Here is a 15,164-nt window from a genome sequence, read left to right as displayed (position 1 = left end):
ATAAAAACAAATGAGTTAAAATGAAAAATAATATAATTCAAAGATATGAAAAAGATGAAAATAATAATCTTATTTTAAAAATATCAACATCAAAAGTTGAAAATTTATTTGATGATTATGATAAAAAATCAACTTTTATTCAAAGAGACTTAAAAGAATCATTGGAAAAATATCTAATTCAAAGTGTAGAAGAGATAGGTTCTCATCCTTTTATAATAAAATTTTATTTTGATGAAATCTCAAATAAAGACTCAAACAAAAAAGTAAATACAAGCATAAAAGAATATTTTGAATATTTACAATATTGGGAAAGAAAAAAGATGAGAGAACAAATTAAAAATTCTTTTATTTTTTTTATTATTGGTTTTGTTTTTGTTTCTATCTCTTTTTTACTTGCTGAAAATGAAAATTTCTTTTATAAACTGATTTCAGAAGGTGCTATGGTTGGAGGTTGGGTTTCACTATGGGAAGCACTTGCAACGATTTTAATAAAATGGCTTCCTTTGAAAAATAAGTTAAAAACTTTTAAAAAAATATCAAATGCAAAAATAGAATTTAATTAAAGTTGAGAATAAATAACCTTACTTAAAATATTTCTCAAATCCTCTTTCTCTTTTTCATTTAAAACATCAAACATCTCTTCTTTTGCTTTTGCTATTTTTGAAATAGCATCTTTCACAACTTTTTCACCCTCTTTTGTAAGGCAAATCAAAATACTTCTTTTATCACTAATAGATGGTTCCCTTTTTATAAAATTTCTCTCTTCTAATTTATTTAAAATTTTTGTCATTCCACCTGAAGAAAAAAGCATAGCATCATATAATTCAGTAGGAGAAAGAGAATTTCCATTGAAATAAAGTGATGCTAATACATCTATATGTGAATGTAACAAATCATAATTTGCCTTTAAAAAATGTTCTGTTTCATTAAACATATCTTTATACAAAAGATTTATTGGTAAAGTAATATTAAAAATTTCATATTCACTTTTTTTTGCTGTTGAGTTGTAAAATTTATCAATGTATTTTTTATTCATGTTGGTAATTATAACAGAAAACATTTAAAACTTATCTTTCTAGCAAGATAAATTTAAGAAAGCTTATGTTACATTCAAAATAATATTTTAAAAATAGGAGTCGTTTTGAAAAAGATATGTTGTATACTTTTTACCCCATTTTTTTTATACGCACAAAATTTGGAGGAGTTAGTTAATTTATCTATAGAAAATAGATTAGTTGATTCTTCAAAACAGAGTTTAGAATCTATCCAAGATGAATACAAAAGTATTAAAAGTGGATATTTACCAAGTTTAGATGTTGGAGCAAAATATGCAATGACAGATGAAGAGACACAAAGTTTAGCTCAAAACTCAGCAAATGCTTATGCTAGTTTAAACTATACACTTTATGATGGTGGAAAAAAATCTGATATTTATGATAGCTACGAATCTACAATTAAAAGTACTCAAGAATCAATTGAAAATTTAAAAAATAATATTTCAATGAATGTTATAACTTATTATTATAATTATTTATCGTTAATTGCTAAAAAAGATTCAAAAATAAAAGAAATAGAACAACTTGAATCTCAAATGTTACGATTAAGTAGATTTTTAGATGCGGGAACAACAACTGAAGATGAAGTACAAAAAATTATTTCAAGAGTTGAAAATGCTAAAGTTATATTACAAGAAATAGAACTTGAAACTCAAACTATTTTACATAATTTAGAATACATTACTGGAACAAAAGTAGAAATTACAGAAGGTTCAAACATAAAAAAACTTAATGATATAACAAATGAAAGTGAAAGATTTGATATTAAATCTTTAGAATTTGATTTACAAACAAAATTAAGTAAATCAAAAGCAGAAAAAAGTGCATTTTTACCAACTATAACTTTAGATAATACTTATACATATTATGATTCAAATTTTGACAATAAAGAATATGAAAAAAATACAATTGACCATCAAAATATAATTTCAGCAAATCTAAAATGGAATTTATTTTCTTTTGGAGAAACACAATATAAATATGAGTCAGCTTATAAATCTTATTTAGCTTCTAAATCAAAATATGAATATGAAAAAAATAAAGCAAATGTTGATTTACAACTTGCATTAAAATCTTATGATATTGCAAAAGCAAAAATAAAATCAGCACAAGCAAATCTAAAAGCAGCACAAAGTGCATATGAAGTTATAAAATCAAAATATGAAAATGGATTGATTGATAATGTAGCTTTTTTAGAAAGTTTAAGTGAAAAATCAGAAGCTGTTAGTCAATTAAAAACATCAATAAATGAGTTAGAAATTAAAAAAGCAAATATTATTTACCATAGTGGTAAAAAATTACAGGAGTATATAAAATGATAAAAAAATCAATAATTTCAATATTTTTACTATTAGGATTAAACAATCTTGTAGCAAATGAAACGCCAGCTTTACCTGTGCAAACTTTCAAAATTGAAAAACAAAATAATTTTACAAGTAGAACTTATCCAACTATTTTAAAAGCTTATGAGCAAGTTGATGTTATAGCAAGAGTTCAAGGAACACTAAAAGAAAAACTTTTTAATGAAGGGGAATTTGTAAAAAAAGGAACTGTTTTATACAAAATAGAACCTGATACTTACTTAGCAAACCTTAATATAAAAAAAGCAAATTTTGTAAAAGCAAAAAAAGATTATGAAAGAGCTAAATCTCTTATTGCTTCAAAATCTATAAGTGCGCAAGTTTATGATGATTACTTATTTCAATACAATAGTTCAAAAGCAGCGTTAGATGAAGCACAAATAAATTTAAATTACACAACAGTAAAAGCTCCTATAAATGGAATTGTAGGAATAAAAAATCACGATGTTGGAGATTTAGTTGGAAGCAATGTAAATAATTCACTTCTTGTAACTATTACAAATATAAATCCTATTCATGCTGAATTTTCGCTACCAAAAGATGATATAAATAAATATTTATCTCAAATAAAAAATAAAAGTGCAAAAATAAATCTTATTGCAAATGGACAAAAATATGAATCAGGAGAAGTTGATTTTATCTCTTCAGTTATTGATTCAAATACTGATACTCTTTTAATTAGAGCAAAATTTGATAATACTAATAGTGATTTAATTGTTGGAACTTTTGCGAAAATTGAAATTGATAATTTATCTTTAGGAGAGGTTTTTATAGTTCCTGAAAATGCTGTTATGAAAACAGCTCAAGCTTCAATAGTTATGGTAATAGATGAAAATAATATTGCAAAACCTAGACCTGTAGAAACAGGTGACTTAGTAGAAAATGGAATAGTTGTTAAAAGTGGGTTAAAAATAGATGAACAAATTGCTATTAGTAATCTTGCAAAACTTAGACCTGAAACAAAAGTTCAAATAGTAAATAAAGAGAAATAATTATGATTTCAGCATTTTTTATAAAAAATCCAGTTTTTGCTGGAGTTTTATCAATAATAATATTTTTAATAGGTCTTATCTCTATGTTCAATCTTCCAATTGAACAGTACCCAAGAGTTTTACCACCTCAAATTATTGTAAGTACAGCTTATTCGGGTGCTAGTGCTGATACAATTGCAAAAACAGTAGCAGCACCACTTGAAGAAAAAATCAATGGTGCAAAAAATATGCTTTATATGAATTCTTTAGCAGAAGATAGTGGAAGATTAAGTATAAATGTATATTTTGAAGTTGGAACAGATCCTGATCAAGCCAAAATTGATGTAAATAACAGAGTTCAAGCAGCTTTATCTTCTATGCCAGAACAAGTACAAAGACAAGGTGTAGTTGTAGGTGAAAGAAGTCCAAGTATTTTACTTTTTGCTATGCTTCAATCTCCAAATAAAACTTATGATTCAATCTATTTATCAAATTATGCTTTATTAAATATGGTTGAAACACTAAAAAGAGTTGAAGGAGTTGGAGATGCTGTAATTTTTGGAGCTAAAGATTACTCTATTAGAATATGGATAGATCCTTTAAAACTTTCAAAATATTCTTTAGCTACAACTGATGTTATAACTGCAATTAAAGAACAAAATAATCAATACGCAGCGGGCAAAGTTGCAGCTGAACCAATTGCAAATAAACAAATGTATACATATACAATACAAACACCTAGTAGATTTAGTGACCCAAATGATTTTTCAAATATTATTATAAAATCAAATGAAGATGGAAGTAGCCTAAAATTAAAAGATGTTGCTTCAGTTGAATTAGGAGCTAGTTCTTATAGTGTGCAAACAAGATTAAATAACTCACCATCTTTACCTATTGGTGTTTTCTTACAAAGTGGAGCAAATGCTTTAGACACCGCAAAAGCTATTAAAAAAGCTTTAGATGATGCTAGCAAAAACTTTCCTGAAGATATGACATATACTATTCCTTATGATAGTACAGATTTTATTACAGCATCAATTGAAGAGGTTGTTAAAACTTTTATTGAGGCATTAATTTTAGTTATTTTAATTATTTATTTATTTTTACAAAGCTGGAGAGCAACAATTATTCCACTGATTGCAGTACCTATTTCAATCATTGGAGCTTTTGCTGGAATGTATGCTTTAGGATTTAGTATAAATCTTCTTACACTTTTTGGGCTTGTTCTTGCAATTGGAATAGTTGTTGATGATGCTATTATTGTAATTGAAAATGTTGAAAGACATATGGATGAAGGAAAAACTCCAAAAGAAGCAGCCTTTATTGCTATGAAAGAGGTAACAGGAGCTTTAATTGCTATTATTTTAGTACTGGGAGCTGTATTTGTGCCTGTTGCATTTATGAGTGGTTTAAGTGGAGAGATGTATAGGCAATTTGCTATTACTATTGTAATTTCTGTTTTAATTTCAGGATTTGTGGCTCTTACTCTAACTCCTTCTTTATGTGTTGCTATATTAAGAAATAAAAAACATGAGGCAAAAGGTTTTTTCAAATGGTTTAATACTATGTTTGATAAAGCAACTACAGGTTACTCTTATATAGTAAAAAAAACTATTAGATTTTCGTTAATTTCTATGCTTTTATTTGGTGGATTAATTTTTGTTTCTTGGGATATGTTTAAATCTATGAAAACAGGATTAATACCTGATGAAGACCAAGGAACAATATTTGTGTTTGGATTTAATCCTCCTGGTTCATCTTTATCAAGAACATTAGAGTTATCAGAAGAGATAAATAAAATAATTCAAAAAGACCCTAATGTAAAAAATATAATTACCCTTGCTGGATATGATTTTACTACTTCAGCAGAAAGAACACATACTGTTGCAACTATTATTAAATTACATGATTGGAGTAAAAGACCAAATCCAGAGCAAGAAGCTAAAGCTCTTTTAGCAAAGTTTAGTAAAGAATTGATGGGAACAAGTGAAGGTTTTTCTTTTGCTGTTGTACCTCCTCCTATTATGGGGATGAGTGTTACAGGTGGATTTGATATGTATGTTCAAGATAGAACAGGTGGAACTACTCAAGATTTAAGTAATGCTGTAAATAAGATTTTAGAAAAAGCAAAAACAAGACCTGAATTGATGGGAGTTAGAACATCTCTAGCTGCTAATATTCCTCAATTTAAAATGGATGTGGATATAGAAAAAGCTAAAGCTAAAGGTGTAAATATAAATGATATTTATAGCACTATAAATGCAACTTTTGGAAGTTTTTATGTAAATGATTTTTCTTTATATGGAAGAACTTATAAAGTTAATTTACAAGCAATTGATGAATATAGAAATAATGTTGAGGATATGCAACATATTTTTGTTAGGTCTAAAAATGGAGAACTTCTACCATTAAACTCTTTTGTATCTATAAAAAAACAAGTTGGTGCTGACTTAGTAGAAAGATTTAATCTTTTCCAAGCTGCAAAAGTTTCAGGACAGCCAGCAGCTGGATATAGTTCAGGAGATGCTTTAAATGCTATTGAAGAAGTAGCAAAAGAAGTTTTACCTGAAGGTTATACAATAAGTTGGGTAGGAACAGCTTATCAAGAAAAACAAGTAGGTGGAAGTTCTGCTATAGCATTTGTATTTGGTCTTATATTTCTATTTTTAATTCTTTGTGCATTATATGAAAAATGGCTACTTCCAATAGCTGTTGTTTTAGCTGTACCATTTGCTGTATTTGGAGCTATACTAGCTACAAATTTAAGAGGGTTAGATAATAATATCTATTTCCAAATTGGACTTTTAGTTTTAGCAGGACTTGCTGCTAAAAATGCCATTTTGATTGTAGAATTTGCTCTTCAAAAAAGAAAAGAGGGATATAATATAATTGACTCAGCAATAGAAGCTGCAAAAGTAAGACTTAGACCAATTATCATGACATCTTTAGCCTTTACTATTGGTGTTTTACCACTTGCTATTAGTAGTGGAGCAGGAGCTGCTAGTAAACACTCTATTGGAACAGGAGTTATAGGTGGAATGCTAACAGCTACATTTATAGCTATTTTATTTATTCCTTTATTTTATGTTTTAATCTCCAAACTAAGTGGAGAAAAAGATAAAAAAGAAGAGCTAAAAGAAGAGAATTAAAACTCTTCTTTATTTTAAAAAAGGATTTATATTTATTTTAAATATAACATCCTTTGCCTCTTTAAAAGATTCCTTTGTAATTACCTCATTAATAGAAATAAAATTTTGCCAATAAGTTGAAATAAACCAATTTAATTTAGCATATAACAAAATTTCATCTTCGCTCATTTTTCTAAATATCTCTTTAAAAATAAGGTATTCAATTAATTGTTTGATTTGAGAAACTCGAAGATTTTGTCTTTGGATAAATATCTCTTTAAATTTTGGTAAAGTGGTAATTAAAACTGATGAATCTCTCATAATAAATCTATATTCCCAAAAAATATCTAAATATATATCATATATCTTTGATAACTCTTCTAAAGGAGAATCACTATTTAATATTATTTCAAAACTATTTAATTCTTCAAATTTTTCAATCATATCTTCATAAATATCTATAATAATATCTTCTTTATTTTTATAATGATAATACAAATTTCCTGTAGAAATTTTTCCTGATTTTGCAATATGATTTGTTGTAATAGAAAATGTATCATTTTCATTAAATAATGCTAAAGCAATTCTTTTTATTTTTCTTTTAGTTATTGACTCTTTTTTCATGAAAAATTATACAAAATTAAAACTTTCTAATTTATTTTTTAGAGTAGATACTCTAATTTTAACATATTATTAAGATTAGAAGATATACAATAAATTTTACATAAGGAAAAAATATGAAACTAGCACCTCCTGGTTCAGGTCTACCAAATTTTGAAAGACTATTTATAAAAAATGTTTTAGTTCCATCAATTAGAATTTTAATTACTTGGAATATAGCTTTATATTTATTGCAAAGAGAGTTAAAAATTATTGATAAATTAGTTAAAAGCCTAGATGAAGAATTGCTAATAAAAAAAATTATCATTGATAGAACTTTTGCAATAGAAGATGATACAAGACAATTTTCAATAAATATGGTTTTAGAACATTTAGAAATTGCAGGAAATAAAATCAAAAATGTAATTGAAACACTAAGTTTAGAAAAAGAGTTTATTGAAGATATAAAAATAGAAAATGTAAAGCCAAAACAAAATGCTAATAATCAATATAAAAGCTTTAAAAATTTTTATCAAGAATACATTTCATTTATAAAAGCTTTAGATAAAAAACAATCACAAAAGAAGAAAAAACACCCTTGGTTTGTAGAATTTAACAATTATGATTGGAGTGTATTTATGTATATGCATAGAAGACAAATAGAAGCTATTATAAAGGAGATTAAATGAGTAAAAATGCAAAGGGTACAATTTTTAGAATAATATTAATATTTTTATCATTAATTACTTTTTGGTTTCTAATTTTAAGTACATCTTATTTTGTAGTTTCTATTTTATTTAACTTAGATTTTAATTTGAAAATATGCATTGTCTTATTTCTTTGTTTTATTATTTTTAGAATGTTTTGTCCTAAAAATGTTTTTAGATTAAATTAAAGAAAAAATATAAATTATTTAATATTATAAATATTGTTCTATATTTTCAAACTTCCAACCATTATTTTTTAAAAGTGTGATTAGCATTTGTAAATTTTCTTTACCATTAAATTGTGTTGCAAACATTTTATCATGCATTAATAGTACAACTTTATTTTCCACTCTTGTACGATTTTTGAAATGTATATACTCCATAGCATTCACTACTTCAAGAGGAGTTTGAGTAGGTTCACCATCAACTCCATAATTCCACTCTAAATCCCAACCATAAATATAAAATCCCTCTTCAAAAACTTTTTCATAACCTAATAATTCTTTTTCTATTTGTTCTTTTTCTAAAGCATTATCATTTATCGAAATTATAGGAAGTCTAAATACATTTCTACCTGCAAGTCTTACTGGCAGAAAGTTTGATTCTGTTTTTGAAACTCTATCTTTTGATATTATTGAATCAGCTTTTTTTATATCTTCTACAACTATATTTGCATCATTATAAAATTTAGCATACTTTCCATTTGCATGAGAATAAGTATGATTTGCAATAGTTATATTTGGAAAAGTCAAAGCATTTTCGTATATTTTTCTAAAATCTTCAATATGTTTACCAATAAAAAACATAGAAACTGGAACATTTTCTTTTTCTATAACTTCAAGAATATTTTTTGTAGCATTTAAAGGACCATCATCAAAAGTCAGATAAGCAATTTTTTCTCTATAATTTTCATCATTTTTTGTTTCAAAACAAAAAAGATTAGTTGATAAAAATATAAAAATTATATATGTAAAGATTTTAATTTTTTTATTCACAGTAAGACCAAAAGTAATTATTTTATAATTTATTTAACAGCTATTAATAAAAATTATTAAATAAAATTAAGAGTGCAATACTATAACTTATTAGGTTAAACATATATAAAATAGAAGGTTTTATTCCTTCTATTTTTTAATATTTAAATTTTTTGCTTTAATTTCATCTTTTTTAACAAACTCTTTTGTATTAGCATCATTTACAATCAATTTTGCAATCTCATCTGTAATTGTTGCAACATCATGAGTTTGAGAAGCTATTTGTGCATTTTGTTGAGTTTGTCTATCTAAACTCGTCACAGCATCATTGATTTGCTCAATACCTGTTAATTGTTCTTTACTTGACATTTCAATATCAGAAATTAAATTAATTGTATTTACGATATTTTGATTTAATTCTTTATATCCATCTATCATATTTCCAGCTATTTGTTTTCCTTGATTTGCTTTTGAAGTTGCATTTTCAACGATAGCTTTTATCTCACGTGCTGCTTCTGCACTTCTACTTGCTAAATTTCTCACTTCTGCTGCAACAACAGCAAATCCACGTCCAGCTTCTCCAGCGGTTGCTGCTTCTACTGCTGCATTTAAAGATAAAATATTTGTTTGAAATGCTATTTGATCTATTACTGAAATAGCCTCATTTATTGCATTCACTTGTGTATTTATTTCATCCATTGCAACAGTTGTTTGATTTGCTAATTTTTCTCCATCATTTGCTGCTTTCGTAACTTTGTTTGAATATGTAGCCATTTGTGCTATATTTTGTGTTGTATTTCTTATATTTGAAGTAATCTCTTCAAGAGCTGCTGCTGTCTCTTCAAGACTTGCTGCTGCCTCATTTGAACTTATATTTAATTTATCAACATTTGCAAGTAAAATATCAGAACTTTCATCAAGAGTTAATCCATTTGATTTATTTTCAACTAGCATAGCATTTATAATTTCGGCAAGATTATTTATTCCAAGAGCAATATTTCCTTTATCATCTATTCTTGGTCTAAAATCAAGTTTTGCAAAACTTTCTAATACTTTTATAACTTTATTGATATCTTCACAAACATTATTTTTAGTAGTTTCTAACATTTCATTAAAAATGTTTTTCAACTCTTCTAAATTCTGATTATCACTGTTTTTTTCTATTTTTTTATTAAATCTTCCAGCTTTTACTTCATTTACAACTCGTTTTACATCCTCTATTAATTCATTATCTTGAATAATTAGACTTTGTGTTTTTTCTATATTTTGATTTATCATTTTAGCCATTTCACCAAATTCATCACTTGAATCAAGTTTAATAGGATTAGTATTTTTTGTCTCTTTATTTAAATACGAAAAGAAATCCAATAATCCATCTTTTATAGTTGTTAAATTTTTATTTAATCTTTTCATACTATAAATTAATACTAAAATAATTACAGCTAAAACAATTAATCCAGAAAATATAGAAAAATTCTTTATAAAATTTGATTTTGCTAAATATTCATCTTCTGGAACAGTAGCAATAAATGTCCAATAATTTTTTGTTTCTCCAAACTCAAATGCAAAACCATAAGAATATGAATCCACACCACTTCTTAAATTTTTAGCTATAAAAGAATAATCTTCTCCTTTTTTAGTAGCTTCTAAGACATTTAATATATTTTCATTTGTAGTTATATCTTTTAAACTTTTTCCTAAATTCTCTATATTTGGATGACTAATAACCTTTCCATAAGCATCTATAATCGTTCCATATCCTGAATCAAAAAGTTTAATTTCACTTGTTTTTTTATTAAAAGACTCTAATGAAAAATCAACTCCTACAGCTCCTATAAATTTACCTTCAAAATAAACAGGTGAAGAAACTGTTGTTAAAAGAATATTTTTCCCATCAATATTATAATTATATGGTTCTGTTATAGAAACTTGTTTATTTTTATAAGGAAGATTTATCCATTCAGAATTTAAATCAAATTCAGATGATGGCTCAATGGTAAAAGAACCGTTTGTATTTCTTACAACATAAGGTTGAAATACCCCTTTTTTTGTGTAATAATTTTGTGTATCAGTATCTGTTTTTTTCTCATAAAAAATAGAGCCATCTTCAAAAGTAAACCAAATACCTAAAATAAAAGGATTATGTTCAAGTAAAGATTTAAAATATTTAATTGTTCCTTCTTTTGACAATTTTTCTTTATGTTCAATAGCACTTGCATATTTATTTGCTATTGAATTAGAAATAACGATTGCTTTATCTAATGTATTTTTAGTTTCTAAAGCATTTTTTTTAGCCAACTCATTTATATAATTTTGAGCGTCTGTTCTAGAGTTTGAGTATGAATATGAAGATACAATATAAATCATCAAACCAAGAGATATAATAGTTACAGAAATTAAAATTAATAATAATTTCGTTCCAAAATTTAGTTTGTTCATTAGGTTTCCCTTTTAATGTTATATAAGTAATAATAATAACATTAAATTCTTAATTTTAGTAAGATTATTTATAGTAAAAATTAGACAATTTAGTAGATTTTATTTAAAAATAAAAGGAAAGCTTTTAAAAGCTTTCCCATTCATCATCTTTAACGTTAGAAGTTACGATTTTTGTTTCTTTTTTTATAGAAACATTTTCATTTATTTTTGATTGAGTTTTTTTCACAGGAATAAAGTTCTCTTTTTTAGATTTATTTAAATTCATCTCTTTAGCTTTAACTTCATTTTTCCCATTAAACTCTTTTTCATTTGCAGTATTTACAACTAATTTTGCAATTTGATCAGTTATAACGGCAACATCATGAGTTTGACTTGCCACCATAGCATTTTGTTGTGTTTGTTGATCAAGTTGTGTTACAGCATCATTTATTTGTTCAATTCCCAATAACTGCTCTTTTGAAGCATTTTGAATATCTGAAATCAAATTTATAGTTTGAGCAATATTTCCATTTAATTGCTTATACCCATCTATCATATGATCAGCAATTTGTTTACCATGATTTGCTTTAGAAGTTGCATTTTCAACTATTGCTTTTATCTCTTTAGCAGCTTCGGCACTTCTACTTGCTAGATTTCTTACTTCTTGTGCAACAACAGCAAATCCTTTACCTGCTTCTCCTGCTGTTGCTGCTTCAACAGCTGCATTTAGAGAAAGAATATTTGTTTGGAATGCTATTTGATCAATTACTGTAATTGATTCATTTATCAATGTTACTTGATTATTTATTTCATCCATAGCTTGTGTTGTTTGATTTGCTAACTTTTCACCATTTGTTGCTGAAGTTGTTACCTCATTTGATAATTTAGCCATTTTTGCAATATTTTCTGTATTATTTCTTACATTTGATGTTATTTGTTCAATTGCTGCTGCAGTTTCTTCAAGACTTGCTGCTGCCTCATTTGAACTTTGATTTAACTTATCAACATTTACAAGTAATATATCTGAACTTTCATCTAATGTTAATCCATTTGTTTTGTTATCAATCAACATATTTGTTATTGATTCTTGAAGTGTATTAATTCCAACAACCAATCTTTCAAATACTCCACCTCTTTCATCACTTGGTTTCATTTGTAAGCTTTTTCTATAATCAAGTTTAGAATAATCTTCAAGAACCATATCAACTTCTTCAAATCTGTCTTTTGTACTTTTTATCATTTGATTTACATTATTTTTAAACTCTTCTAAAGATGTATTTGTAGTCGTTTTCTCTATTAATTGAGAATACCAACCATTATTTACTCTTCTCATTACAACTTTAGCTTCGTCAATCAGTAAATTATCTGCTTCAATCAATTTTTTTGTTTTTTCTATATTTTCATTTATAACTTTTGCCATTTCTCCAAATTCATCTTTTGAATTAATTTCAAGTAAAGTTACACTAGAACTCTCTTTATTTAAAAATGCAAAGAAATTTAATAACTCAGTTTTGAAGCTATTTAATTTTCCAGTTATATCTGAAATAATCAAATAAGAAATTGCAAGAAGAATTAAAAAAGATACGATAACTACTGTTGTAACCATTAATTTTGCAGAATTATAAATATCTGTAGCAATTTCAGTCTCTTTTTTTGCTTCATCTAATTGAAGATTAATCAATGCAGAAATTTTTTCACCAATTGGGTCTATGTTAGGATAAAGTTCATTTTTAGTTATATTAATTAAACTATCAATATCTTGATTTTCACATGCTTTTTTGATTTTATCAGCTAATTGATCTCCAGCTTGCTTTAATACTTTTGTTTCATTAGCTAATTTTTGTTCATCTACCGTTAATTTAGTTGACATATATTTTTGCCAATTAAGCTGAATCTTTTCTTTTGCTTCATTTATATTTGAAACACATTTTTGAAAATTAAAATTTCCATTTCTCGTTTGATGAGTTGTATCAACAATATTTATTGCATATTCATCTGCAATAATTTTTAACTGTTCAAGAGGTATAACCCTATCATTATAAACTGTTTCTAAACCACTATTAACTTTTTTCAATTCAACTACACCGAATATTCCAAGTATTGCGATACTTAATAAAGCAATAAAAGCCAACAAAGATAATTTGAATTTAGTTTTCAAATTTTGTAACATCCTTCTCTCCTAAAATAGATTAATAAAATAATTTTTATACTTACAATATAAAAACTATACTTCATGCTCACATATTATACAATTCTATCACAATTTAGCTATATATTAAAAGATTTTTTCAAATTAACACTCTTAGATTTTACTTCATTTTTACCAATAAACTCTTTTGCATTTGCATTACTTACTACTAATTTTGCTATCCTATCAGTTACAACTGCTACATCATGAGTTTGTGAAGCAATTTGTGCATTTTGTTGCGTTTGTTTATCTAAATTATTAACTGCGTCATTTATTTGTTCTATTCCTGAAAGTTGCTCTTTACTAGACATTTCTATATCAGAAATAAGATTGATTGTTTCTTGGATATTTTGGTTTAATTCTTTATATCCTTCTATCATCTTATTTGCTATATCTTTCCCTTGATTTGCCTTTGATGTCGCATTTTCTACAATAGTTTTTATCTCTTTAGCAGCTTCAGCACTTCTACTTGCTAGATTTCTAACTTCTTGAGCAACAACAGCAAAACCTTTTCCAGCTTCTCCAGCAGTTGCTGCTTCAACAGCTGCATTTAGCGAAAGAATATTTGTTTGAAATGCTATTTGGTCAATCACACTAATTGCTTCATTTATCGCTGTAACTTGAGTATTTATTTCATCCATTGAAATTGTTGTTTCATTTGCAAGTTTTTCACCATGGTTTGCAGAACTTGTCACATTATTTGAATAATTCGCCATTTTTGCAATATTTTCAGTATTATTTCTTATATTTGAAGTTATTTGTTCTAATGCTGCTGCTGTTTCTTCAAGACTTGCTGCCGCTTCATTTGAACTTATATTTAATTTATCTACATTTACCAGTAAAATATTTGAGCTTTCATCTAATGTTAATCCATTTGATTTATTTTCTACTAACATGTCATTTATAATATCAGCTAAATTATTTAATCCAACTGCTACCTCTCCTAATTCTCCTGTAATCCTATGTCTAAAATCCAATTTTTGAAAAGAAGTTAGTGCATTTGATATTTTATTTAAATCTCCATCTACTTTAGTAGAGACAATTTTAAATAAGTCATTAACTCCATTTTTAAGCTCTTCTACCCCCTCATTTGAAGTTGATAGACTTATAGTTTGTTTAAAAACACCTGTTTTTGCTAATTCAATAGCTTTTTTAACTGCATCTATAACTTTTTTAGATTCAGTAATATCTTGAGCAAATTTTACAACACTTGTTACTTTTCCATTTGCATTTTTTACAGGAGTATATGATGCTTGAAGCCAAATTGAACTACCATCTTTTCTAAATCTTTCAAATTCATCTAATTGAGATATTCCATTTGCTAAATTATTCCAAAACTCTTTATAAGCTTGAGAATTTGCATAATTTTTGTCACAAAACATTCTATGATGATTACCTACTACTTCATTTGATTTATATCCTAAAGCATTTAAAAAATTTTCATTTGCATTTAAAATAGTTCCATCTGGTCTAAATGATATAACAGCATAATTCTCTTCAAGTGCTTTTAACCGACCTATTTCTTCTTCTGTTTTTCCAAAATTAAACATAAATACCCCTTTATTTCTACTACTACTTCCCGATTATATCATAATTGAAAGACAAATCTAAAATATTTATTATATGACAAATTTAGACTATTAAAAGCCATTTAATTTGGATAAAATTACTCTTATTTATTATTAATAAAACTAAAGGAATAATTATGCTTAAAAAAATTCTATTAATAGTGCTAATTTGTGTTACTTCACTATTAGCAAAG

General features: G+C 26.1%; 11 protein-coding genes. 5 read left to right on the top strand and 6 right to left on the bottom strand.

Going from position 1 to position 15,164, the window contains the following annotated elements; translation table 11 throughout:
* Positions 1 to 20: 20 nt before the first annotated feature.
* Positions 21 to 563, top strand: a complete 543-nt coding sequence (locus AAQM_RS04225) for a hypothetical protein (protein WP_129096183.1) — start codon at positions 21 to 23, stop codon at positions 561 to 563.
* On the opposite strand, the gene AAQM_RS04220 is transcribed toward AAQM_RS04225, so the two are convergent.
* The gene (locus AAQM_RS04220) at positions 560 to 1,036 is read right to left on the bottom strand and encodes a MarR family winged helix-turn-helix transcriptional regulator (protein WP_129096182.1); all 477 of its coding nucleotides are present in this window, start codon (positions 1,034 to 1,036) and stop codon (positions 560 to 562) included. The two genes, AAQM_RS04225 and AAQM_RS04220, sit on opposite strands and share 4 nt — an antisense overlap.
* Before the next feature lie 105 nt (positions 1,037 to 1,141).
* On the opposite strand from AAQM_RS04220, the gene AAQM_RS04215 reads away from it, so the two are divergent.
* Genes AAQM_RS04215 through AAQM_RS04205 form a run of 3 tightly spaced genes read left to right on the top strand, consistent with a single transcriptional unit; the run spans position 1,142 to position 6,536 of the window.
* Positions 1,142 to 2,374 carry a TolC family protein gene (locus tag AAQM_RS04215; RefSeq protein WP_129096181.1) on the top strand — a complete coding sequence of 411 codons (1,233 nt, stop codon included), beginning with the start codon at positions 1,142 to 1,144 and terminating at the stop codon, positions 2,372 to 2,374.
* Positions 2,371 to 3,408, top strand: coding sequence for an efflux RND transporter periplasmic adaptor subunit (locus AAQM_RS04210; RefSeq protein ID WP_129096180.1), 1,038 nt, complete (start codon positions 2,371 to 2,373; stop codon positions 3,406 to 3,408). The genes AAQM_RS04215 and AAQM_RS04210 overlap by 4 nt, the downstream gene beginning before the upstream one ends.
* Before the next feature lie 2 nt (positions 3,409 to 3,410).
* Positions 3,411 to 6,536 carry an efflux RND transporter permease subunit gene (locus tag AAQM_RS04205; protein WP_129096179.1) on the top strand — a complete coding sequence of 1,042 codons (3,126 nt, stop codon included), beginning with the start codon at positions 3,411 to 3,413 and terminating at the stop codon, positions 6,534 to 6,536.
* A 9-nt stretch (positions 6,537 to 6,545) separates the two neighbouring features.
* Here the strand turns inward: AAQM_RS04205 and AAQM_RS04200 are convergent, their stop codons facing one another.
* Positions 6,546 to 7,139 carry a TetR/AcrR family transcriptional regulator gene (locus tag AAQM_RS04200; protein ID WP_129096178.1) on the bottom strand — a complete coding sequence of 198 codons (594 nt, stop codon included), beginning with the start codon at positions 7,137 to 7,139 and terminating at the stop codon, positions 6,546 to 6,548.
* Between the two features lie 113 nt (positions 7,140 to 7,252).
* Here AAQM_RS04200 and AAQM_RS04195 point away from each other — a divergent pair, with 113 nt between their 5' ends.
* A complete protein-coding gene (locus tag AAQM_RS04195) occupies positions 7,253 to 7,804 on the top strand; it encodes a hypothetical protein (protein WP_129096177.1) in 552 nt (183 codons plus the stop codon).
* A 230-nt stretch (positions 7,805 to 8,034) separates the two neighbouring features.
* Here AAQM_RS04195 and AAQM_RS04190 read toward each other — a convergent pair whose 3' ends face one another.
* The 4 genes from AAQM_RS04190 to AAQM_RS04175 form a co-directional block, all read right to left on the bottom strand.
* Complete coding sequence (locus tag AAQM_RS04190) at positions 8,035 to 8,817, bottom strand: polysaccharide deacetylase family protein (RefSeq protein ID WP_164967081.1); 783 nt, start codon at positions 8,815 to 8,817, stop codon at positions 8,035 to 8,037.
* 129 nt (positions 8,818 to 8,946) lie between these two features.
* On the bottom strand, positions 8,947 to 11,235 hold the full coding sequence (locus tag AAQM_RS04185) for a methyl-accepting chemotaxis protein (RefSeq protein WP_129096175.1): 2,289 nt from the start codon (positions 11,233 to 11,235) through the stop codon (positions 8,947 to 8,949).
* 124 nt (positions 11,236 to 11,359) lie between these two features.
* Positions 11,360 to 13,384 carry a HAMP domain-containing methyl-accepting chemotaxis protein gene (locus AAQM_RS04180; protein WP_129096174.1) on the bottom strand — a complete coding sequence of 675 codons (2,025 nt, stop codon included), beginning with the start codon at positions 13,382 to 13,384 and terminating at the stop codon, positions 11,360 to 11,362.
* A 98-nt stretch (positions 13,385 to 13,482) separates the two neighbouring features.
* Positions 13,483 to 14,952 (bottom strand): methyl-accepting chemotaxis protein, encoded by a 1,470-nt coding sequence (locus tag AAQM_RS04175; protein ID WP_129096173.1) that lies wholly within the window; start codon positions 14,950 to 14,952, stop codon positions 13,483 to 13,485.
* Positions 14,953 to 15,164 lie beyond the last annotated feature (212 nt).

The sequence above is a fragment of the Arcobacter aquimarinus genome, from assembly GCF_013177635.1.
GTDB lineage: Bacteria > Campylobacterota > Campylobacteria > Campylobacterales > Arcobacteraceae > Aliarcobacter > Aliarcobacter aquimarinus.
This window is presented reverse-complemented; position numbering and strand designations above follow the sequence as displayed.

Bases quoted from the DNA above. Each gene is read 5' to 3' on its own strand.
- AAQM_RS04225 (WP_129096183.1), top strand. From the start codon at position 21: ATGAAAAATAATATAATTCAAAGATATGAAAAAGATGAAAATAATAAT.
- AAQM_RS04220 (WP_129096182.1), bottom strand. From the start codon at position 1,036: ATGAATAAAAAATACATTGATAAATTTTACAACTCAACAGCAAAAAAA.
- AAQM_RS04210 (WP_129096180.1), top strand. From the start codon at position 2,371: ATGATAAAAAAATCAATAATTTCAATATTTTTACTATTAGGATTAAAC.
- AAQM_RS04205 (WP_129096179.1), top strand. From the start codon at position 3,411: ATGATTTCAGCATTTTTTATAAAAAATCCAGTTTTTGCTGGAGTTTTA.
- AAQM_RS04200 (WP_129096178.1), bottom strand. From the start codon at position 7,139: ATGAAAAAAGAGTCAATAACTAAAAGAAAAATAAAAAGAATTGCTTTA.
- AAQM_RS04195 (WP_129096177.1), top strand. From the start codon at position 7,253: ATGAAACTAGCACCTCCTGGTTCAGGTCTACCAAATTTTGAAAGACTA.
- AAQM_RS04185 (WP_129096175.1), bottom strand. From the start codon at position 11,235: ATGAACAAACTAAATTTTGGAACGAAATTATTATTAATTTTAATTTCT.
- AAQM_RS04180 (WP_129096174.1), bottom strand. From the start codon at position 13,384: ATGTTACAAAATTTGAAAACTAAATTCAAATTATCTTTGTTGGCTTTT.
- AAQM_RS04175 (WP_129096173.1), bottom strand. From the start codon at position 14,952: ATGTTTAATTTTGGAAAAACAGAAGAAGAAATAGGTCGGTTAAAAGCA.